The organism is Serratia sp. JSRIV006, assembly GCF_019968685.1.
In the GTDB taxonomy this organism is placed as follows: domain Bacteria; phylum Pseudomonadota; class Gammaproteobacteria; order Enterobacterales; family Enterobacteriaceae; genus Chania; species Chania fonticola_B.
In genome coordinates, this window is sequence record NZ_CP074137.1 from 311,647 (window position 1) to 332,076 (window position 20,430).

Genomic DNA, 20,430 nt, shown 5'->3' on the forward strand with positions numbered 1-20,430 from the left:
TTAACCTATAGACGTTATTTTGTTCACTAAGGAAAGATTTATGAAAATTAAAACCTGGCTACTGGCCTCCGTACTTGCCGTTTCCTCTGCTGCAGCCTTCAACGTAACCGCCGCGCAAAGCGACAGCGTCGATATCTATTTTGCCCGCCACGGTAAAACACTGCTCAATACCTACGATCGCGTGCAGGGCTGGGCTGACTCACCGCTGACACCGGCCGGGATCGAAACCGCGCGCTATCTGGGTGCCGGGTTGAAGGGGATCCCTTTCGATAGCTTCTACACCAGCGATGCTGGCCGCCAGCGTGAAACGATGCAGGTGATCCTCAAGGAAATGGGGAAGCCGGACGCCAAGGTCACGGAATTGACCGACCTGCGCGAAATGTTCTTCGGCGGTTTTGAAGGACGCGCTAACGCAGAGATGGCCGACGCTGCTGCCAAGAAGCTGGGCCTGGCCTCTGGTGCCGAGATGTTCAAGCAAATGGGCGAAGGCAAGATCAGCCTGATCCCGATGGTGGATGCCATCACGCAAAGCGATGATAAGCAAGAGGCGGAAAGCGCGCAGCAGGTCAAAACCCGTATGCAACGAGCCTTGCATACCATGGTGCAGAATGCGGTGAAGAACGGGGATAAAAACATCCTGGCGGTCTCTTCCGGGCTCTCGATGCAGATGATGATTTCCGATATGACCGATAATCCGAACAAAAATAAGCCACTGACTAATGCGGCCGTCGTCAAGATGACTTATAAAGACGGAAAATATACCGTAACCGATATTGGCGATATGACTTATGTCGCTAAAGGGAAAGCGTTACTCAATAAAGCACCTTGATTATTACCTAATAAAAATAACCCACCCTTTTGGCTCGGGGATATTATCTGGGGCGATAGCATATCGCCTCGGCAGGGATTTTCTATACCTTTTTCGGGGATAACAATAATGAAACGTTCTGCTTTAAGCTGTCTGGTCGCTATTTCGCTATTCTCCACCGCGGCCCAGGCCAGCGTTGATGACGTCCTGAATTCGCCCTTTTTCAGCGACAGCCATGCTGAACTGTCGCTGAAAAACTACTGGAAGTACCTCAAGGAAGATGCCGCCAATCCAAAAGAGGTGCATAACGCCTGGGGGCAAGGGTTGGCGCTGGGCTATCAGTCCGGCTATCTGGCGGACTTTATCGGCGTTAATCTCGATTACTACAGCGCGGTAAAGCTGGGTGCCAGTGATTACTTCAATACTCGTGGGGTGCTGTACAACAACGGCCCCGGCAACAGCAAAGAGAATGCTGCTGGCTACAGCAAGGTGGGCCAGCGCTATATCAAGCTGAAAGGCGACGTGGGTGGCGCAGCGCTGAATGCGCAGGCTGGCTGGCAGGTGTTGCGTAACTACGGCGTGATCTCCACCTCCACTCGCCTGTCGCCTACGACTTACCTGGGTTGGTCCGGTGGCGTAGCCGGTGCCGGGCTCTCTTTGCGCGGCGCGTATGTTGAACGTTCGATGGATCGTAGCTCACCCGACAGCCTGCGCTTGCAAACCAACGATGGCCGCTATATCAACCATCTTGCCAGTGCCGAGCTGGGCTATGAGAATAAAGCATTTAACGGTCAACTGGCCTACGGGGAGTCTCAGGACTATCTGCGCCGTCAGATCTTGCGTATGAGCTACAAGGTCGATGAGAAACTCAGCCTGGGCAGCCAGATTTACACTACTCAGGCGCTGGATGACTATAAACAGATGGCGCTGAGCAAGCGCAACTTCGATCATAACGCCAACCACTATGCGCTGGATGCCAAATGGCAGGAGCCGCTGTGGAGCGTCAAGCTCGGTATTTCCCACACGCGGGCACCGAAGGGAGAGGGTCAGTTGGGCTTCTACCCGCGCCATATGTCAAAAAACTCACGCGGGACCTTTACCTCCATGGCCTATGCCGGTGAAGACTATATGCGCGATGGCGAAACCATGCTGGCCACCATAGCGGAATATCGCATCACGCCTGAGTTTACCGCCGGGCTGGCGGGCAACGTTGGCCAATTCAGCTATCAAGGTGCCGCGGTGCGTACCGGTGAGATTAACGTCTTTGGCCGCTGGGCACCTTCCCATCCCAAGCTGAAAAACCTGACGGTATTCGCCATGGCTGGGCCGGGTTGGTCTTATAAGAACAGCAATAAAACGCCGATACTGGTGGATGGCCATTCCCAGACCTCCCACTCGCTGTCCGGCGAGTTTATCGCCGAATATCGCTTCAAACTGTTTTAATCCGCCTTATCTGCACGGTAATGCCTTGGTTACCGTGCTCACTTCCACATAAAAACAGACTGGACATCCATACAGGCTCCCTTTAACGTGGCAGGCAACAGGCGTAAAACGCGCCGCAAGTGCATGCATGACAGGAGGCAGGGTGGATACCAGTTTGGTTTACGGTATTGGTGGCGTAGCGATAGGTTTACTGCTGGGGTGGCTGATCGCCAGCCTGCGTGCGCAACAGCACGGCGCGCAACATGAAACCGACATGCGTCTGCTGGAACAGTCTTTACAGCAGGCACAGCTTGAAACTGCCTCCCGCCAAGAGACGCTGCAACGCCACGAACAGCTGCTACGGCAAAACGATCTGGAACTGCGCACCCTGCACAGCCAACTGGCCGCCGGGCAGGAGAGACTGCAACAGCTCAACCATTGGCGCAATGAATGTGAATTGCTGAACCAGGAGCTACGGGCGCAGCGTGAAGTCAACAGCGCTCAGGAAGCCGAACTGCGTGAGGTGACGATCCGCCTGGAAGAGACCCGGATGGCCGCAGAAGAGAAACAGCGGCTGTTGATCAGCAGTGAACAGCGTTTGACCACCCAGTTTGAGAATCTGGCCAACCGCATTTTCGAAAACAGCGGCCGCAAGGTAGATGAGCAAAATAAGCAAAGCCTGGATCGCCTGTTGCTGCCGTTACGCGAGCAGTTGGACGGTTTCCGCCGCCAGGTGCAGGACAGTTTTGGCCAGGAAGCACGCGAACGCCATACACTGACGCACGAAATCCGTAATCTGCAACAGTTGAATGCGCAAATGGCTCGCGAGGCGCTCAACCTCACCAAGGCGCTAAAAGGCGATAACAAAACCCAGGGCAACTGGGGCGAGGTGGTGCTGAGCCGCGTGTTGGAAGCCTCCGGCCTGCGTGAAGGACATGAGTATGAGACGCAGGTCAATGTGCGGCTGGATAGCCAAAGCCGCATGCAGCCGGACGTGATCGTGCGTTTGCCACAGGGCAAGGACGTGGTGATCGACGCCAAAATGTCGCTGGTGGCCTATGAGCGTTACTTCAACAGTGAAGATGATTTTGAACGCGAAGCAGCGTTGACCGAGCATATCACTTCGCTGCGTGGGCACATCCGTGTGCTGGGCCGTAAAGATTATCAACAGTTACCTGGCCTGCGTTCGCTGGATTATGTGCTGATGTTTATCCCGGTGGAACCCGCCTTCCTGCTGGCCATCGATCGTGAGCCGGAGCTGATTAGCGAGGCATTGCAACATAACATCATGCTGGTCAGCCCAACCACTTTGCTGGTGGCTCTGCGTACCATCACCAACCTGTGGCGCTATGAACACCAGAGCCAGAACGCCCAGCGGATCGCCGATCGCGCCGCCCGCCTGTATGACAAGATGCGCCTGTTCGTTGACGATATGTCGGCCCTGGGGCAGAGCCTGGATAGGGCGCAGGGCAGTTATCACCAGGCGATGAATAAACTGAGCGAAGGCCGTGGTAATCTTATCGGCCGCATCGAGGGCTTCCGCGCGCTTGGGGTTGAGATTAAACGTCCCATCAACCCGCTTTTGGCGCAGCAGGCATCGGAACAACAGGATGATGAGCTGCTCTCTGAGCCAGACGAGGATATCGCCTCGCTCCCGGAGGAAGATAACGACGATAGCAACGAAGAACCGCATCGCACATCGCACGGATGATACCGTTGCAAGGTGGGGTATTACGCGGCTTTCTGGTACACTCCACGACACTAAATTGACTGAATGGCAGGCAGGACAATGGCAGATCAAGCGCAGGAAACCACCGATTTTGGCTTTCGTACCGTAGCAAGAGACGAGAAGCAGGCCATGGTGGCCAACGTTTTTCACTCGGTAGCGGCAAAATATGACGTGATGAACGACCTGATGTCGTTTGGTATCCATCGTATCTGGAAGCGCTTTACCATCGATTGCAGCGGCGTGCGCCGCGGCCAGCGCGTGCTGGATCTGGCCGGTGGTACTGGCGATCTGGCCGCCAAGTTCTCCCGCATGGTGGGTGAGCAGGGGCAGGTGGTGCTGGCGGATATCAACGATTCCATGCTCAAGATGGGGCGCGAAAAGCTGCGCGACCACGGCATCGTTGGCAATATCAGCTACGTGCAGGCCAACGCCGAAGCGCTGCCGTTCCCGGATAACTATTTTGACTGCATCACCATCTCCTTTGGCCTGCGCAACGTCACCGATAAAGACAAAGCGCTGCGCTCGATGTTCCGCGTGCTGAAACCGGGTGGCCGCCTGCTGGTGCTGGAATTTTCCAAGCCGCTGCTGGAGCCGCTGAGCAAGGCTTACGACGCCTATTCCTTCCACGTGCTGCCAAAAATTGGTGAGCTGGTGGTGAAAGATCCGGACAGCTACCGCTATCTGGCAGAATCGATCCGCATGCACCCCGATCAGGAAACCCTGAAGGGGATGATGGCTGCGGCCGGTTTCGAGAACGTCAACTACTTCAACCTGACCGGCGGCATCGTGGCGCTGCACCGGGGCTTCAAGTTCTGATATGGAAATGCCGATGCTGCTAACCCCGTTACTGACCGGCGTGCTGGAAACCTCGCTCAATAGCCTGCTGTTTCGCGATCGCAGCATGAAAGCTGCCCGCCAACGGCTGGCGGGTAAAGTGTTACGTATCGAGCTACAGGAACTCTCTTCGCCGTTGGTTCTGCTGTTCAGCGAACAGCGCGTGGATGTGCTTGGCCAATCAGAAGATAGAGCCGACTGTACGGTGCAAACCCGCGTACCGGTGCTGCTGAAATTGCGCGATCGTCAGCAACTTTCCCCGCTGATGCGCAGCGGCGAGCTGATTGTCGAAGGCGATATTCAGGTGGTGCAACAGCTGGTCGGCTTGCTCGATCTGGCAGAGTGGGATCCGGCGGAATGGCTGGCGCCTTATGTAGGCGACATCGCCGCGCAAGGGGTTAGCCAGATCGTTGGCAAAGGTTTGGGCCTGCTGAAATCCGGTTTGCAGAGCCAGCAACGCTACGTCGCCGAAACGCTGACCGAAGAGTGGCGTATGGCTCCCGGCCCGCTTGAAGTGGTGTGGTTTAACGAAGAGGTTGATGCCACCGTTCGCAGTGTGGACGCACTGATTGCCCGTCTGGACAAGTTGGAGGGTAACCGATGACCCCTGGCGAAATTTGCCGCCTGTATTTGATCGTGCGCGTTTTCCTGAGCTATGGACTGGATGAACTGATCCCCAAGATGCGCTTGACGCTGCCGCTGCGCATTGGCCGTCGCCTGCTGTTCTGGATGCCTAACCGCCATAAAGACCAGCCGTTGGGTGAACGCCTGCGCCTGGCGCTGCAAGAGCTGGGCCCGGTGTGGATCAAGTTCGGCCAGATGATGTCGACCCGCCGCGATCTGTTCCCACCCCATATTGCCGACCAACTGACGCTGTTGCAGGACCGAGTAGCACCGTTCGATGGCGCGCTCGCGCGTAAGCATATCGAGTTGGCAATGGGCGGCCCGCTGGAAACCTGGTTCGATGACTTTGACCAGCAGGCGCTGGCATCGGCTTCGATTGCCCAGGTGCATACCGCCCGGCTGAAAACGACCGGCCAAGAGGTGGTGCTGAAGGTGATCCGCCCGGACATTGGGCCGATTATCAAAGCCGATGTGCGCCTGATGTATCGCCTGGCAGGTTGGGTACCTAAGCTGATGCCGGACGGTCGCCGTCTGCGCCCGCGCGAAGTGGTGCGTGAATATGAGAAAACCCTGCTCGATGAGCTGAACCTGCTGCGTGAAGCGGCCAACGCCATCCAGCTGCGCCGTAATTTTGACGGTAGCCCGATGCTCTACGTGCCAGAGGTTTACTCCGATTACTGCCGTGAAAGCGTGTTGGTGATGGAGCGGATTTACGGTATCCCGGTGTCGGATATTGCGGCTCTGGAACAGCAGAACACCAATATGAAACTGCTGGCCGAGCGTGGCGTCCAGGTGTTCTTTACCCAGGTATTCCGTGACAGCTTCTTCCATGCCGACATGCACCCAGGCAATATTTTCGTCAGCTATGAACACCCGGAAGATCCGTGTTATATCGGCATCGACTGCGGTATCGTGGGTTCCCTGAACAAAGACGACAAGCGCTATCTGGCGGAAAACTTTATCGCCTTCTTCAACCGCGACTACCGTAAGGTGGCGGAACTGCACGTTGATTCTGGTTGGGTACCGCGTGATACCAACGTGGAAGATTTTGAGTTTGCCATCCGTACCGTCTGCGAGCCGATCTTTGAAAAACCGCTGGCGGAAATTTCGTTCGGTAACGTGCTGTTGAACCTGTTCAATACCGCACGCCGTTTCAATATGGAAGTGCAGCCGCAACTGGTATTACTGCAAAAGACGCTGCTGTACGTTGAGGGCCTTGGCCGCCAGCTCTATCCGCAACTGGATCTGTGGACCACGGCGAAGCCGTTCCTGGAAAGCTGGCTGCGGGATCAGGTGGGCATTCCGGCGGTGATCCGCGCGCTGAAAGAAAAAGCGCCGTTCTGGGCCGAGAAATTGCCGGAGTTACCAGAGCTATTTTATGACAGCCTGCAACAGCATAAACTGTTGCAACAAAGCGTCGATAAATTGACCGGTCAGATGCAGGCGCAACGCGTTCGGCAAGGTCAATCACGGTATTTGTTCGGGGTTGGCGCTACACTGTTAGTCAGTGGTACGATTTTACTGCTGGGAGGCGTAGAGGTGTTCCCTGCCTGGATGATGGCCGCAGGCGTAGTAGCCTGGGTCGTTGGTTGGAAACGCACCGTCTGAATAAATTAACCATCAGGTTAAGCGTTGTCGCTGTAGCCCTGCAAAAACGGGGCATATCCAACACAAAGATGAAGGGTATATAATGCGGCAACTTGAAAGACAACGGGTATAGACCCTTTTTTAAACCAGAGGTAAGTACAATGGGCGGTATTAGTATTTGGCAATTGTTGATCATCGCGGTGATCGTGGTACTGCTGTTTGGCACCAACAAACTGCGTACCCTAGGTTCCGATCTCGGTGCATCAATCAAGGGCTTCAAAAAAGCGATTGGCGACGACAACAGCACCGCGCCAACCAACACGACTGAAAAAACCAACCACGATGCAGACTTTGCGGCCAAGCCTATCACCGATAAGCAGCCGGAAGTGAAAGCAGCGGAAGAGTCGAAGAACAAAGAGCAGGTATAAACCGTGTTTGACATTGGGTTTGGTGAACTGCTGCTGGTACTGGTGATTGGCCTGGTGGTACTCGGGCCAGAACGGTTACCGGTGGCGGTCAGAACCGTTGCGGGCTGGATCCGAGCGCTGCGCTCTCTGGCAGCTTCGGTGCAGAATGAGCTGACGCAGGAATTGAAGCTGCAAGAACTGCAGGAAAGCCTTAAGAAGGCGGAGAAAGCGGGTTTGCAGAATTTAACGCCGGAACTCAAAGCTTCAATGGATGAGCTGAAAGAGGCGGCTGAGTCGCTGAAACGCTCTTATCACGTCGATAAGGACGAGCCGCCGCATACCATCCACAATCCAGTGGTCACCGATCCTGAAGCCATTCACGATGGCGTGACGCCGGCGGAAGCGGCGACTACCGCTTCGGCACCTGTTGCCACACCGCAGCCCACTGAACCTGCGCCAGTCGAGCATAGTGAGCCGGTGGTGCCAACCGTGGCTCAGGCAACGGTCGTGGATCAGCAAATCCCTGCAAAGCAGGCCATCCCAGAGCCTGTGGCGGATAAATCCCCTGCGTCTCAACAACCTAGTGGCGAACGTTAAAACATGGCCGTTGAAGATACCCAACCGCTTATCAGTCATCTGATTGAACTGCGTAAGCGGCTGTTAAATTCGATCATCAGCGTGCTGGCGATCTTTATCGTGTTGGTGTTTTTCGCTAACGATATTTATCAGATCGTGTCTGCACCGCTGATCGATCAGTTGCCTGCCGGGGCGAGCATGATCGCCACCGATGTGGCTTCACCGTTCTTTGCTCCGATCAAGTTGACGATGATGGTTTCGGTGATCGTTGCCGCGCCTTTCATTCTCTATCAGGTCTGGGCCTTTATCGCTCCTGCGCTGTACCAGCATGAACGCCGCCTGATGATGCCGTTGCTGGTCTCCAGCAGCCTGCTATTCTATCTGGGGATGGCGTTTGCCTACTTTGTCGTGTTCCCGTTGGCCTTTGGCTTTTTTGCCAAAACTGCACCCATCGGCGTCACGATTGCGACCGATATCAGCAACTACCTGAGTTTCGTCATGGCGCTGTTTATGGCGTTCGGCGTGGCTTTTGAAGTGCCGGTTGCCATTATTCTGCTGTGCTGGAGCGGTGTTACTACGCCAGAAGACCTGCGTAAGAAACGCCCGTATGTGCTGGTTGGTGCTTTCGTGGTCGGCATGCTGTTGACGCCGCCGGACGTGTTCTCGCAAACCCTGTTGGCGATCCCGATGTACCTGTTGTTTGAGGTCGGGGTATTCTTCGCCCGCTTCTATGTCGGGAAGCGGCGCAAGCCGGTAGAGGAAGAAGAGGAAGGCGAAGAGCCACCAGCCTCCTGATACTCGTCTGTCTCTAAGCCGCCCATCGGGCGGCTTTTGCTTTGGAAAAACCATGTTTGATATTGGCGTCAACCTTACCAGCTCCCAATTTGCCAAAGATGCCACACAGGTGGTTGAGCGAGCCAAAACCGCAGGCGTGACGGGGATGCTGATCACCGGCACCAACGCGCAGCAAAGCGAGGCGGCCAGTCACCTGGCCCGTGCGCATAGTGGCTATTGCTGGTCTACGGCTGGCGTGCATCCGCATGATGCCAGCAGTTGGAACGATGAGGTTGCGCAGCACATTCACCGGTTGGCATCGCAGCCCTTCGTTGCAGCCATTGGTGAATGTGGGCTGGACTTTAACCGCAACTTTTCTACCCCGGAACAGCAGGAAGTGGCTTTCAACGCCCAGTTGGCATTGGCCGCCGAGCTCAATATGCCGGTCTTCCTGCATTGTCGCGACGCACACGCACGTTTTGTTGCACTGCTGACCCCTTGGTTGGATAAACTGCCCGCCGCAGTCGTGCATTGCTTCACCGGCAGCGCCGAAGAGTTACAGGACTGTCTGGCGCTGGGGCTGTCGATCGGTATCACCGGTTGGGTTTGTGATGAGCGCAGGGGTCTGGAACTGCGTGCCTTGTTACCCCAAATCCCGGCCGATCGTCTGCTGCTGGAAACCGATGCCCCCTATTTGTTGCCCCGGGATTTACACCCGAAACCTGCATCTCGCCGCAACGAACCCTGTTTTCTGCCCCATATCATTCGGCAGGTTGCGACCTGGCGCGAAGAAGATCCCGCGTGGCTGGGCCAGAAAACTGATGAGAACGCCCGCCGGTTATTCCGGCTGGTCTGAGTTAGGAGAAAATTATGAGCTATGCATTTCCGGGCACCTTCCCTGGTCGCCGTATGCGCCGTGTGCGCCGTCATGACTTCAGCCGCCGTTTGGTCGCCGAGAATCAGGTGACGGTCAATGACCTGATCTACCCGGTGTTTGTCATGGAAGGCAGCAACCGTCAGGAAGCCGTTTCCTCGATGCCTGGCGTATCGCGCATGAGCATCGATCTGCTGATCAAAGAGGCAGAAGCCATTGCCAAGCTCGGCGTGCCGGTGATCTCCCTGTTCCCGGTGATTGAGCCTGGCCTGAAGTCGCTGCATGCCGAGGAAGCCTACAACCCGGATGGTTTGGTGCAGCGCACCGTGCGTGCGTTGAAAGATGCCGTGCCGGAGCTGGGGATCCTGACCGATGTGGCGCTCGACCCGTATACGACCCATGGGCAGGACGGGGTGATCGACGAACATGGCTACGTGATCAACGACATCAGCAAAGAGATTCTGGTTCGCCAGGCGCTATCTCACGCTGAAGCCGGTGCCGAAATCGTGGCTCCCAGCGATATGATGGATGGCCGCATCGGCGCGATCCGCGATCAACTCGAGCTGCAAGGCTTGGTGAATACCCAGATCATGGCGTATTCCGCCAAATATGCCTCATGCTATTACGGCCCTTTCCGTGATGCGCTCGGCTCCACCGGTAACCTGAAAGGCGGCAACAAGAAAACCTATCAGATGGATCCGGCCAACGGCGACGAAGCCCTGCAAGAGATTGCTCAGGATCTGCAGGAAGGCGCGGATATGGTGATGGTGAAGCCGGGGATGCCGTATCTGGACGTGGTGCGGCGTGTCAAAGATACCTTCGGGGTGCCGACCTTCGCCTATCAGGTGTCGGGCGAATATGCGATGCATATGGCGGCGATCCAGAACGGCTGGCTGCAGGAGCAACCGGCGGTGATGGAATCCTTGCTGTGCTTTAAGCGTGCCGGGGCTGATGGTGTGCTGACCTACTTCGCCAAGCGTGTCGCCCAGTGGCTGCATGATGATGCGATGCGCCGTTAATCGGTAGCAGACAAAACAGGCACCCTTGGGTGCCTGTTTGCATTACAGCTTCTGGAACTGCCGGTTATCGATGCTCTGATTAATCTGCTTGTTGATCAAATTCAGCAGCAGCATCGAGCGGGCTTCACCGTCGGGTTCGGTGTAGATCGCATGTAGGCCCTCGAACACGCCATCGGTGATCAACACCGTATCGCCCGGCTGTGGGGTCTCTGGGTCCACATAGTATTCTTCGCTATGTGTCTGGAGCTCTTCGATAACCTGTAACGGTATCTGGGTCGGTAAGGCTCCAAATCGTACAAAGTGGCTGACACCACGGGTAGCGCTGATCGTGGTGGTGTGAATACGTTCCGGATCGAATTCAACAAACAGGTAGTTGGGAAACAGCGGTTCGCTAACGGCGGTACGCTTGCCACGCACGATTTTCTCCAACGTAATCATTGGGCTCAGGCAGTTGACGGCTTGCCTTACCAGGTGTTCCTGGGCCCGCAACAGCTGGCCGCGCTTACAATAAAGTAAATACCAAGATTCCATAGTTTCACATGCCTTTCTGTCAGCCGTTAAGCATACCAAAAGCCACTACGGATACCTAGTGACGCAAGCGTCCATCTTGTTGCCATGAGTTGCGGCAATCCACGGTAGCCAGCATAAAGTCACATATTTGTTTACCTGATTCAGGTATAACAATAGGCCTCAAATTTACGACTGTCACAGTATGGTGGGCAAGCCTGATGCTCAATGTGACGCCTTTATCATTCTTGCACTGAGGGAGAGACATGGAGCTATTTTTACTGAGTAACGGCAAGCTTTCCGGCGAGGCCGAACTGCTCGGTTATGCCAAGAGTCAGCTGTTGGCCATGATTGAACGCCGTAACATCACGTCGGCCGTATTTATTCCTTATGCCATGATCCGCGGTGATTACGACCAGCGTGCGGGGGAACTGTCGCAGACGTTGGGTATCAAGGTTACCAGCATCCACCATGCCGAGTCTCCGGCAGAGGCGATCGCACAGGCCGAGTGTATTTTGGTCAGCGGCGGCAATACCTGGATGCTGAACCAGATGCTGCATGAAAATGGCCTGATTGTGCCAATCCAGCGTGCGGTGCGTGAGCGCGAAGTGCCTTATGTAGGTTGGAGCGCTGGCTGTAACGTGGCGACGCCGAGCATCCGTACCACCAATGATATGCCGGTACGCAGCAGCGTCGTGTTGCCTGCGCTGGGGTTGTTCCCGGTCCAGATCAACCCACATTACATCGATGCCCACATCAGCGGCCACATGGGTGAAACCCGTGATGAGCGCCTGGCAGAGTTCTGTGCGGTGAACCCAAGCGAGTCGGTTGTTGCACTGCGTGAAGGCAGCCTGCTGCACGTCTGCGGCAACGATCTGCGCTACTTCAGCGCCAGGGAGCAGGGCTTTAAAGTGTTCCGCCACGGGGTAGAGATACAGGAATATCATGATACTTTGGCGCTGCGCTCGTTGGTGCCGTTCATCTGCCATTGATAAACCGAAGGGGGCGCAGCATGCGGCGCCCCTACAGATTCAGCATTGTGATGACAACCCAAACTAGTAGCGCTAATGTGGGCAGATTGGCTAGAATTTGTTAATCTATCCGTTGCTGTGAAACGCCTTAAAATCAGCCAGTTAATTAAACGTCGAACCCCCTTGAGATTTTCAGGGATCGTCGTTTAAATCTTCTATAAATCAATGGTGTAATGGCTTGCATGAAATACCGTGACCTACGCGATTTCCTCTCGTTGCTGGAAAAGAGAGGGGAACTAAAACGCATCAGCCAGCCGATTGATCCCTATCTGGAAATGACAGAAATTGCCGATCGTACGCTGCGAGCAGGCGGCCCGGCGTTGCTGTTCGAAAACCCGAAAGGCTACGATATGCCGGTGCTCTGTAACCTGTTCGGCACGCCCAAGCGGGTGGCGATGGGGATGGGGCAGGAAGACGTCAGTGCGCTGCGCGAAGTGGGCAAGCTGTTGGCGTTCCTCAAAGAGCCGGAGCCACCGAAGGGCTTTCGCGATCTGTTCGACAAGGTCCCCAAATTCAAGCAAGTGCTGAATATGCCGACTAAGGTGCTGGGCTCTGCCCCGTGCCAGGAACAGGTGTGGCAAGGGGAAGATGTCGATCTTGGCCGTATTCCGGTGATGCACTGCTGGCCGGAAGATGCCGCCCCGCTGGTCACCTGGGGGCTGACGGTTACCCGTGGCCCGCATAAAGAGCGCCAGAATCTGGGGATCTATCGCCAGCAGGTATTGGGCAAGAACAAGCTGATTATGCGCTGGCTCTCGCACCGTGGCGGCGCGCTGGATTATCAGGAGTGGTGTCAGGAACATCCTGGTGAACGTTTCCCGGTTGCCGTTGCGCTGGGGGCCGATCCTGCCACCATTTTGGGCGCGGTGACGCCGGTGCCGGATAACCTGTCCGAATATGCCTTTGCCGGGTTGTTGCGCGGCAACAAGACCGAAGTGGTCAAATGTCTGTCCTGCGATCTCGAAGTTCCCGCCAGCGCAGAAATTGTGTTGGAAGGTTATATCGAGCAAGGGGAGCTGGCGCCGGAAGGCCCGTATGGCGATCACACCGGTTACTATAACGAGATCGACCACTTCCCCGTCTTTACCGTGACCCATATTACCCAACGGCGCAACGCGATTTATCACTCTACCTATACCGGTCGCCCGCCGGATGAACCAGCGGTGATGGGAGTGGCGCTGAACGAAGTGTTCGTGCCGATCCTGCAAAAACAGTTCCCGGAAATCGTCGATTTCTACCTGCCGCCGGAAGGGTGTTCCTATCGCCTGGCGGTGGTGACCATCAAAAAACAGTACGCAGGGCACGCCAAACGCGTAATGATGGGGGTCTGGTCTTTCCTACGCCAATTTATGTATACCAAGTTTGTCATCGTCTGCGATGACGATGTGAATGCGCGTGACTGGAATGACGTAATTTGGGCGATCACCACCAGAATGGATCCGGCAAGGGATACCGTTTTAGTGGAGAATACGCCGATTGATTATCTGGACTTCGCCTCACCGGTTTCCGGGTTGGGATCGAAGATGGGCCTGGATGCCACCAATAAATGGCCGGGAGAAACCCAGAGAGAGTGGGGCCGTCCGATTCAAATGGATGAGAAGGTGCGTGCGCGTATCGATGACATCTGGGATGAGCTCGCCATATTCAGTGACAGAGAACCGACGCTTTAAGCGCCAGTCTTTGTTCTCGGTCTTGCATTGATGACCCGACAGAGGGAACGCATGACAATCTTGAGCTGTAAAGTGACCTCCGTAGAGGCCATTACCGATACCGTTTATCGGGTACGTTTGGTGCCAGAGGCACCGTTTTCGTTCAAAGCAGGGCAATACCTGATGGTAGTGATGGATGAACGTGATAAACGCCCGTTCTCTGTGGCTTCGACGCCAGCACAGCAAGATTATATCGAGCTGCATATTGGTGCTTCTGAACTGAACCTGTATGCGATGGCGGTGATGGATCGTGTGCTGAAAGAGCAGGCCATCACCGTGGATATTCCGCATGGTGAAGCCTGGCTGCGTGAAGAGGGCGAGCGCCCGCTGGTGTTGATTGCCGGTGGTACCGGGTTCTCTTACGCGCGCTCGATTTTGCTGACGGCGCTGGAGCGCCAGCCAGACCGTGATATCTCTATCTACTGGGGTGGGCGTGAGCTGAAGCATCTTTATGATCTCAGCGAACTGGAAGCGATTTCACTGCAATACCCAAATCTGAAGGTTATCCCGGTAGTTGAACAGCCGGAAGAGGACTGGCGTGGCCGCAGTGGCACGGTGCTGAGCGCTGTGTTACAGGATTTTGGCTCGCTGGCGGAGCATGATATCTATATCGCAGGTCGTTTCGAGATGGCGAAAATTGCCCGTGAGCGTTTCTGTGCCGAGCGTGGTGCACTGGAAGCGCACATGTTTGGCGATGCTTTCGCGTTTATCTGATTGTATGCGCAGCGTTAAAGACGGGGTGGCCAAATGCTGCCCCGTTTTTTTTGACATCGAATTTCAGGCATAAAAAAACCCGCCCCTGACAGGCGGGAAGTACGGCAACAAAACCTTTGGGATGCCCTTTTGGAGCATCCAATCAGACACAGCTAAACGCGTTCAAATACCGTGGCGATCCCCTGACCCAGGCCGATACACATGGTGGCCAGACCAAACTGCACGTCACGGCGTTCCATATTGTTCAGCAAGGTGGTGGAGATACGGGAGCCGGAGCAGCCTAATGGGTGGCCCAGGGCAATCGCACCGCCGTTAAGGTTGATCTTATCGTCCATGCTTTCCAGCAGCCCCAGATCTTTAATACAGGGCAGCGACTGGGCGGCAAAGGCCTCATTCAATTCAAACAGGTCTATATCCTGCACGCTCAGGCCGGCGCGTTTAAGCGCGAGTTTGCTGGCAGGCACCGGACCATAGCCCATGATCGAAGGATCGCATCCCACGACCGCCATTGAGCGGATGCGGGCACGAGCCTTCAGTCCGAGTGACTTGGCACGGGATTCGCTCATGATAAGCATGGCGGAAGCGCCGTCAGACAGTGCGGAAGAGGTGCCTGCGGTGACGGTGCCGTTGACCGGGTCAAACGCCGGGCGCAATGCCGCCAGGCTGGCAACGGTGGTTTCCGGGCGGATCACTTCGTCATAATCGTAACGAGTCAGTACGCCGTCGGCGTCATGGCCGGTGGTGGGGATAATTTCGTTTTTGAAATAGCCGGCCAACGTAGCGGCATGGGCACGTTGGTGGGAGCGGGCTGCAAATTCATCCTGCATTTCGCGGCTGATATTATGCATTTTGGCCAGCATTTCTGCGGTCAGGCCCATCATCCCTGCCGCTTTTGCCACGGTGCGGCTCAGGCCTGGATGGAAGTCTACACCGTGGTTCATTGGGACGTGGCCCATATGTTCCACTCCGCCAATCAGGCTGACCTGCGCGTCACCAACCATGATTGCGCGGGCTGCGTCGTGCAAGGCCTGCATCGAAGAACCACACAGGCGGTTCACCGTTACCGCTGGCACGCTATGTGGGATCTCGGCCAGCAGCGCGGCGTTACGGGCGATATTGAAGCCTTGTTCCAGCGTTTGCTGCACGCAGCCCCAGTAAATATCATCAATCTCGGCGGCATTCAGCGCCGGGTTACGGCTCAGCACGGCACGCATCAGATGAGCAGAAAGATCTTCCGCGCGTACCTGGCGGAAAGCGCCGCCTTTTGAGCGGCCCATTGGCGTACGTACGGCATCAACAATAACTACGTTTTCCATCTTTATAACCTCATGCCGGTTGGCCAGTGGAGATATCAGACAGCGCCGCTGTCACCACCGGGTAGTAGCTTTCATTACGTTCCGCCTTGGCACGCAGGCCGGCTGGCACTTGATACAGCGCCCCCAGGTTAGCGTAACGCTGGGCCATTTCGACGTAATTGGCGGTGCCGAGCGTATCCAGATAGCGGAATGCGCCACCGTGGAACGGCGGGAAGCCGATGCCGTAAACCAATGCCATATCCGCTTCTGCCGGGCTGGCCACAATGCCTTCTTCCAGACAGCGTACCACTTCGTTGATCATCGGGATCATCATGCGGGCAATGATCTCTTCACTGCTGAAGGTCTGTGCCGATGCGCTCACGGTTGCCAGCAGAGTGTCGGTTTGCTCGTCGTTATCTTTACGCGGCTTGCCTTTGCTATCCTGGCTGTAGCGGTAGAAGCCCAACTGGTTTTTCTGGCCGAAGCGTTGGTTATCGAACATCACGTCGATCGCATCGCGGTAATTTTTACTCATGCGCTCAGGGAAACCGTTGGCCATCACCGCCTGGGCATGGTGCGCGGTATCAATACCGACCACATCCAACAGATACGCCGGGCCCATCGGCCAGCCGAACTGTTTTTCCATCACTTTGTCGATCTGACGGAAGTCGGCGCCGTCGCGCAGCAGCTGACTGAACCCGGCAAAATACGGGAACAGCACGCGGTTAACGAAGAACCCAGGGCAATCATTGACCACGATCGGCGTTTTGCCCATGCGGGTGGCGTAGGCCACCACGGCGGCGATAGTGCTGTCGCTGGTGTGTTCACCGCGGATTATCTCAACCAACGGCATGCGGTGCACCGGGTTGAAGAAATGCATACCGCAGAAGTTTTGTGGGCGCTTCAACGATTTTGCCAGGTGATTGATCGGGATGGTTGAGGTATTGGAGGCCAGTACGGTATCTTCGCCGATCAGGGCTTCCACTTCAGACAACACCGCCGCTTTTACCTTAGGATTTTCAACTACGGCCTCAACAATCAGTTGGGCGCGTTCGATTCCGGCATAGTCCAGCGTTGGCTGGATGGTTGACAGCACCTGTGCCATCTTCAGGCCATCCAGTTTGCCGCGCTCCAGCTGTTTATTCAGCAGTTTGGCCGCTTCATTCATGCCGAGAGTCAGGGATTTGTCGCTGATGTCCTTCATGATCACCGGCACGCCTTTCAGCGCGGATTGGTAGGCGATGCCGCCCCCCATAATCCCGGCACCCAGAACGGCAGCCTGTTTCGGAGCTTCAACGTTCTTGGCCAATTTTTTCGCCTGGCCTTTCACGAACTGATCGTTGAGGAAAATGCCCACCAGGGCGCGCGCTTCGTTAGAGCGGGCCAAAGGCACAAAGCTGGCGGTTTCCAGTTTCAACGCTTCTTCACGGCCAAACTTGGCGGCGGCTTCGATAGTTTTTACCGCGGTCATTGGCGCAGGATAATGTTTCCCGGCAGTTTGCATCACCATGCCTTTGGCCGTGGTGAAACTCATGGCCGCTTCGATTGGGCTCAGTTTCAGCGGCTCCAGCTTCGGCTGACGGTAGGCGCGCCAGTCGAGTTGGCCGTCGATCGCCTGTTGCAGTACTTTCAGCGCGGCTTCCACCAGTTTCTCCGGTGCGACCACGGCATCGACCAGGCCGACTTTCAGCGCGTCTTTCGCGCCGATATCTTTCCCGGCGGCAATGATTTCCAGCGCGCTGTCGTTACCCAGCAGGCGTGGCAGACGTACGGAACCCCCGAATCCTGGCATGATGCCCAGTTTGGTTTCCGGCAGACCGATGCGTGCGTCTGGAGAGGCGATACGGAAATCGGTCGCCAGGATGCATTCGCAGCCACCGCCTAACGCGTAACCGTTAATGGCGGAAATGGTTGGCACCGGCAAATCTTCCAGCCGGTTAAAGATGGTATTGGCAAACACCAGCCATTCATGCAACTTTTCAGCCGGTGCGGCAAACAGCGAGAGGAACTCGGTGATGTCGGCACCCACGATGAATGCGGATTTGGCAGAGCGCAGCAGCAGCCCTTTCAACTCGGTTTGCTGTTCCAGCACCTCGAGTGCGGCACCCAGGCTGGCAACGGTGCTGGTATCCAGCTTGTTGATCGGGCCTGGTGCGTTGAACACCAACTCGGCGATGCCGTTGTCGAGCCAGTGTACTTGTAATGTTTCGCCTTGGTAGAGCATGTCGATCTCCTGAATCAGCGCAGATGATCTGGTATGACCAGATGATGACGAGTGTGGTTTTTATGTTAATAAATTGCAAATAATAGATTGCATATTTGCAAACCTGATCACAGGGGGAATGGCTAATTGCTTGATACCCAATCAAGTTATTTTTTACCCCTGAGCGAGAAACTTTGGTGCGTAGCGGCCATATCACCTGGGGATGCAATCTGTTTGCAGAGGTTTGCGAAGCACACCTCATGCAGGAGGTGATGGGGTTGGAGCGTGGGATCTGTGTGTTAAGATGGCTCATTCCGTTCTGAGGGCATAAGGGTACTGTGATGGAAACGCTGGCTTCTTTGTATAACGACCACTTGGCAACACTGCAACAACGAGCTCGTGAAGTATTAGAGCGCAACAATCTGGATGCATTGCTGATCCATTCAGGCGAGCTGCAACGGGTCTTTCTGGACGACCACAGCTACCCGTTTAAAGTGAACGCCAACTTCAAGGCGTGGGTGCCGGTAACGTCGGTGCCGAACTGCTGGTTGTGGGTGGACGGCGTTAACAAACCCAAGCTGTGGTTCTATTCCCCGGTGGATTACTGGCATAGCGTTGAACCGCTACCCAACAGCTTCTGGACCAAATCCATTGAACTGTTGCCGCTGACCAATGCAGATGATATCGCCAGCCAACTGCCGCAGCAGCGCGAGCGTGTAGGCTATATCGGCTATGCACAACAGCGGGCCCTCTCTCTTGGCATTGCGGCCGAGCACATCAATCCGCAAGCGGTGCTGAATTTCCTCGATTTCCGTCGCTCGATCAAAACCGGTTATGAACTGGCCTGCATGCGCGAAGCGCAGAAAACGGCCGTGATGGGGCACCGTGCCGCTCATGAAGCCTTCCAGTCCGGTATGAGCGAGTTCGATATCAACCTGGCCTATCTGACCGCCACTGGCCATCGTGATACGGACGTGCCTTACGATAATATCGTGGCCCTGAATGAGCATGCGGCGGTGCTGCATTACACCAAGCTGGATCATCAACCTCCTGCCGAATCCCGTAGCTTCCTGATCGATGCAGGGGCGGAATACAACGGCTACGCTGCCGACCTGACTCGCACCTATGCGGCTCAGAGCGACAATGCATTCGCCCATCTGGTGAAAGATCTCAACAGTGAACAGCTTGCGCTGATAGATACCATCAAAGCCGGGGTGCGCTACACGGATTACCATGTACAGATGCATCAACGTATCGCCAAACTGTTGAAAAATCATAAGCTGGTAACGGGCATCAGCGAAGAAGCGATGGTCGAACAAGGCATCACCTGTCCGTTCCTGCCGCACGGCTTAGGCCACCCGCTTGGTTTGCAGGTGCATGATGCCGCCGGGTTTATGCAGGATGAAAATGGTACTCATCTGGCAGCACCCGCAAAATATCCCTTCCTGCGCTGCACTCGTGTCATGCAACCAGGCATGGTGCTGACCATTGAGCCGGGCCTGTATTTCATTGAGTCCCTGTTGGCACCTTGGCGTAGCGGCGAGTTCAGTAAACACTTTGCCTGGGATCGTATCGACGCGTTGAAACCTTACGGCGGTATCCGCATTGAGGACAATATCGTGATCCACGAAAAGCGTATTGAGAATATGACGCGCGATCTGAACCTGGCCTGATGCAGCCTTACCCCATTCCTGGCGCTGTCATCAGCGTCAGTGAAGAGATAAAGAAAAGCCGTTTCATCACCCTGCTGGCCCCCACCTGCGGGGTCGAGGCGGCCAAAGCCTTTATCCAGCAGGTGCGTGACGAGCATCCAACGGCCCGGCACCATTGCTGGGCTTTTGTTGCCGGGGCACCGAATGATTCGCAGCAGTTGGGGTTCTCCGATGACGGTGAACCCTCCGGCACGGCGGGCAAGCCCATCCTGAGCCAGCTCATGGGCAGTGGGATCGGTGAAATAACCGCGGTGGTAGTTCGCTACTATGGTGGGATCAAGCTGGGTACCGGTGGCCTGGTGCGGGCATACGGCAGCGGCGTACAACAGGCGCTTAAGCAGTTGGTTGTCAGCTATAAAGTGCCGCAGCTCGAATATACTTTGCAGTGCGACTATGCTCAGCTGGCAATGGTAGAGAATTTGCTACAGCTTAGTGAAGGGCGGATTGTGCATGGGGATTACGGTGCTGCCGTGGTGTTACATTTGGCGCTACCGGCCACCGGTACCGAGGCATTCGGGAATAAATTACGCGATCTCAGCCGCGGAAGTTTGCAATTAGTCCCTATATCGCAATAATTCCCACCAACTGAATTGTTAAGGATCGTG

19 protein-coding genes are annotated in these 20,430 nt (G+C 55.7%); 16 read left to right on the top strand and 3 right to left on the bottom strand.

Translation table 11 applies throughout. The features are described 5' to 3' along the window. The first annotated feature begins 40 nt into the window (after positions 1-40). From KGP16_RS01380 to hemB, 11 genes are all read left to right on the top strand, one after another. On the top strand, positions 41-829 hold the full coding sequence (locus KGP16_RS01380) for a histidine phosphatase family protein (protein WP_371822655.1): 789 nt from the start codon (positions 41-43) through the stop codon (positions 827-829). A gap of 108 nt (positions 830-937) precedes the next feature. Next, positions 938-2,251, top strand: a complete 1,314-nt coding sequence (locus KGP16_RS01385) for an OprD family outer membrane porin (RefSeq protein WP_179251087.1) — start codon at positions 938-940, stop codon at positions 2,249-2,251. A gap of 142 nt (positions 2,252-2,393) precedes the next feature. Continuing rightward, on the top strand, positions 2,394-3,941 hold the full coding sequence (gene rmuC, locus KGP16_RS01390; protein ID WP_059199068.1) for a DNA recombination protein RmuC: 1,548 nt from the start codon (positions 2,394-2,396) through the stop codon (positions 3,939-3,941). Between the two features lie 78 nt (positions 3,942-4,019). Further along, positions 4,020-4,775, top strand: a complete 756-nt coding sequence (gene ubiE / locus KGP16_RS01395) for a bifunctional demethylmenaquinone methyltransferase/2-methoxy-6-polyprenyl-1,4-benzoquinol methylase UbiE (protein ID WP_021181470.1) — start codon at positions 4,020-4,022, stop codon at positions 4,773-4,775. 13 nt (positions 4,776-4,788) lie between these two features. Beyond that, entirely contained in the window at positions 4,789-5,397 is a 609-nt protein-coding gene (locus KGP16_RS01400; RefSeq protein WP_094983281.1) for an SCP2 domain-containing protein, read from the top strand. Continuing rightward, positions 5,394-7,025 (top strand): ubiquinone biosynthesis regulatory protein kinase UbiB, encoded by a 1,632-nt coding sequence (gene ubiB / locus KGP16_RS01405; RefSeq protein ID WP_021181468.1) that lies wholly within the window; start codon positions 5,394-5,396, stop codon positions 7,023-7,025. The genes KGP16_RS01400 and ubiB overlap by 4 nt, the downstream gene beginning before the upstream one ends. 140 nt (positions 7,026-7,165) lie before the next feature. Next, positions 7,166-7,432 carry a Sec-independent protein translocase subunit TatA gene (gene tatA, locus KGP16_RS01410; RefSeq protein WP_021181467.1) on the top strand — a complete coding sequence of 89 codons (267 nt, stop codon included), beginning with the start codon at positions 7,166-7,168 and terminating at the stop codon, positions 7,430-7,432. Between the two features lie 3 nt (positions 7,433-7,435). Further along, the gene (tatB, locus tag KGP16_RS01415; RefSeq protein ID WP_059199066.1) at positions 7,436-8,008 is read left to right on the top strand and encodes a Sec-independent protein translocase protein TatB; all 573 of its coding nucleotides are present in this window, start codon (positions 7,436-7,438) and stop codon (positions 8,006-8,008) included. Positions 8,009-8,011: 3 nt separating this feature from the next. Beyond that, positions 8,012-8,782 carry a Sec-independent protein translocase subunit TatC gene (gene tatC / locus KGP16_RS01420; RefSeq protein WP_021181465.1) on the top strand — a complete coding sequence of 257 codons (771 nt, stop codon included), beginning with the start codon at positions 8,012-8,014 and terminating at the stop codon, positions 8,780-8,782. Positions 8,783-8,834: 52 nt separating this feature from the next. After that, on the top strand, positions 8,835-9,617 hold the full coding sequence (gene tatD / locus KGP16_RS01425; protein ID WP_059201910.1) for a 3'-5' ssDNA/RNA exonuclease TatD: 783 nt from the start codon (positions 8,835-8,837) through the stop codon (positions 9,615-9,617). Positions 9,618-9,631: 14 nt separating this feature from the next. Continuing rightward, the gene (hemB, locus tag KGP16_RS01430) at positions 9,632-10,654 is read left to right on the top strand and encodes a porphobilinogen synthase (RefSeq protein ID WP_021181463.1); all 1,023 of its coding nucleotides are present in this window, start codon (positions 9,632-9,634) and stop codon (positions 10,652-10,654) included. Between the two features lie 42 nt (positions 10,655-10,696). Here the strand turns inward: hemB and rfaH are convergent, their stop codons facing one another. Continuing rightward, positions 10,697-11,185: a transcription/translation regulatory transformer protein RfaH gene (rfaH, locus tag KGP16_RS01435; RefSeq protein WP_021181462.1), complete on the bottom strand. Its 489-nt coding sequence runs from the start codon at positions 11,183-11,185 to the stop codon at positions 10,697-10,699. 242 nt (positions 11,186-11,427) lie between these two features. Here rfaH and pepE point away from each other — a divergent pair, with 242 nt between their 5' ends. From pepE to fre, 3 genes are all read left to right on the top strand, one after another. After that, positions 11,428-12,153: a dipeptidase PepE gene (gene pepE / locus KGP16_RS01440; RefSeq protein ID WP_021807957.1), complete on the top strand. Its 726-nt coding sequence runs from the start codon at positions 11,428-11,430 to the stop codon at positions 12,151-12,153. Between the two features lie 212 nt (positions 12,154-12,365). Continuing rightward, the gene (gene ubiD / locus KGP16_RS01445) at positions 12,366-13,862 is read left to right on the top strand and encodes a 4-hydroxy-3-polyprenylbenzoate decarboxylase (RefSeq protein ID WP_059199063.1); all 1,497 of its coding nucleotides are present in this window, start codon (positions 12,366-12,368) and stop codon (positions 13,860-13,862) included. 51 nt (positions 13,863-13,913) lie between these two features. Continuing rightward, positions 13,914-14,615 carry an NAD(P)H-flavin reductase gene (gene fre, locus KGP16_RS01450; protein WP_021807955.1) on the top strand — a complete coding sequence of 234 codons (702 nt, stop codon included), beginning with the start codon at positions 13,914-13,916 and terminating at the stop codon, positions 14,613-14,615. A gap of 152 nt (positions 14,616-14,767) precedes the next feature. Here the strand turns inward: fre and fadA are convergent, their stop codons facing one another. Together fadA and fadB are read right to left on the bottom strand one after the other, a co-directional pair. Continuing rightward, positions 14,768-15,931 carry an acetyl-CoA C-acyltransferase FadA gene (gene fadA, locus KGP16_RS01455; RefSeq protein WP_021807954.1) on the bottom strand — a complete coding sequence of 388 codons (1,164 nt, stop codon included), beginning with the start codon at positions 15,929-15,931 and terminating at the stop codon, positions 14,768-14,770. A 10-nt stretch (positions 15,932-15,941) separates the two neighbouring features. Further along, positions 15,942-18,134: a fatty acid oxidation complex subunit alpha FadB gene (gene fadB, locus KGP16_RS01460; RefSeq protein ID WP_059199062.1), complete on the bottom strand. Its 2,193-nt coding sequence runs from the start codon at positions 18,132-18,134 to the stop codon at positions 15,942-15,944. Positions 18,135-18,454: 320 nt separating this feature from the next. On the opposite strand from fadB, the gene pepQ reads away from it, so the two are divergent. Beyond that, positions 18,455-19,786 (top strand): Xaa-Pro dipeptidase, encoded by a 1,332-nt coding sequence (gene pepQ, locus KGP16_RS01465; RefSeq protein ID WP_071681849.1) that lies wholly within the window; start codon positions 18,455-18,457, stop codon positions 19,784-19,786. Beyond that, a complete protein-coding gene (locus KGP16_RS01470; protein WP_021807951.1) occupies positions 19,786-20,400 on the top strand; it encodes an IMPACT family protein in 615 nt (204 codons plus the stop codon). Before pepQ ends, KGP16_RS01470 begins: the two co-directional genes overlap by 1 nt. The last annotated feature ends 30 nt before the right edge of the window (positions 20,401-20,430 follow it).

Excerpts from the sequence above, each read along its gene's own strand:
- tatA (WP_021181467.1), top strand. The coding sequence starts at position 7,166 with ATGGGCGGTATTAGTATTTGGCAATTGTTGATCATCGCGGTGATCGTG.
- ubiD (WP_059199063.1), top strand. The coding sequence starts at position 12,366 with ATGGCTTGCATGAAATACCGTGACCTACGCGATTTCCTCTCGTTGCTG.
- hemB (WP_021181463.1), top strand. The coding sequence starts at position 9,632 with ATGAGCTATGCATTTCCGGGCACCTTCCCTGGTCGCCGTATGCGCCGT.
- fadA (WP_021807954.1), bottom strand. The coding sequence starts at position 15,931 with ATGGAAAACGTAGTTATTGTTGATGCCGTACGTACGCCAATGGGCCGC.
- pepQ (WP_071681849.1), top strand. The coding sequence starts at position 18,455 with ATGGAAACGCTGGCTTCTTTGTATAACGACCACTTGGCAACACTGCAA.
- KGP16_RS01385 (WP_179251087.1), top strand. The coding sequence starts at position 938 with ATGAAACGTTCTGCTTTAAGCTGTCTGGTCGCTATTTCGCTATTCTCC.
- fadB (WP_059199062.1), bottom strand. The coding sequence starts at position 18,134 with ATGCTCTACCAAGGCGAAACATTACAAGTACACTGGCTCGACAACGGC.
- ubiB (WP_021181468.1), top strand. The coding sequence starts at position 5,394 with ATGACCCCTGGCGAAATTTGCCGCCTGTATTTGATCGTGCGCGTTTTC.
- tatD (WP_059201910.1), top strand. The coding sequence starts at position 8,835 with ATGTTTGATATTGGCGTCAACCTTACCAGCTCCCAATTTGCCAAAGAT.
- KGP16_RS01470 (WP_021807951.1), top strand. The coding sequence starts at position 19,786 with ATGCAGCCTTACCCCATTCCTGGCGCTGTCATCAGCGTCAGTGAAGAG.
- pepE (WP_021807957.1), top strand. The coding sequence starts at position 11,428 with ATGGAGCTATTTTTACTGAGTAACGGCAAGCTTTCCGGCGAGGCCGAA.
- fre (WP_021807955.1), top strand. The coding sequence starts at position 13,914 with ATGACAATCTTGAGCTGTAAAGTGACCTCCGTAGAGGCCATTACCGAT.
- tatC (WP_021181465.1), top strand. The coding sequence starts at position 8,012 with ATGGCCGTTGAAGATACCCAACCGCTTATCAGTCATCTGATTGAACTG.
- KGP16_RS01400 (WP_094983281.1), top strand. The coding sequence starts at position 4,789 with ATGCTGCTAACCCCGTTACTGACCGGCGTGCTGGAAACCTCGCTCAAT.
- rfaH (WP_021181462.1), bottom strand. The coding sequence starts at position 11,185 with ATGGAATCTTGGTATTTACTTTATTGTAAGCGCGGCCAGCTGTTGCGG.
- ubiE (WP_021181470.1), top strand. The coding sequence starts at position 4,020 with ATGGCAGATCAAGCGCAGGAAACCACCGATTTTGGCTTTCGTACCGTA.
- KGP16_RS01380 (WP_371822655.1), top strand. The coding sequence starts at position 41 with ATGAAAATTAAAACCTGGCTACTGGCCTCCGTACTTGCCGTTTCCTCT.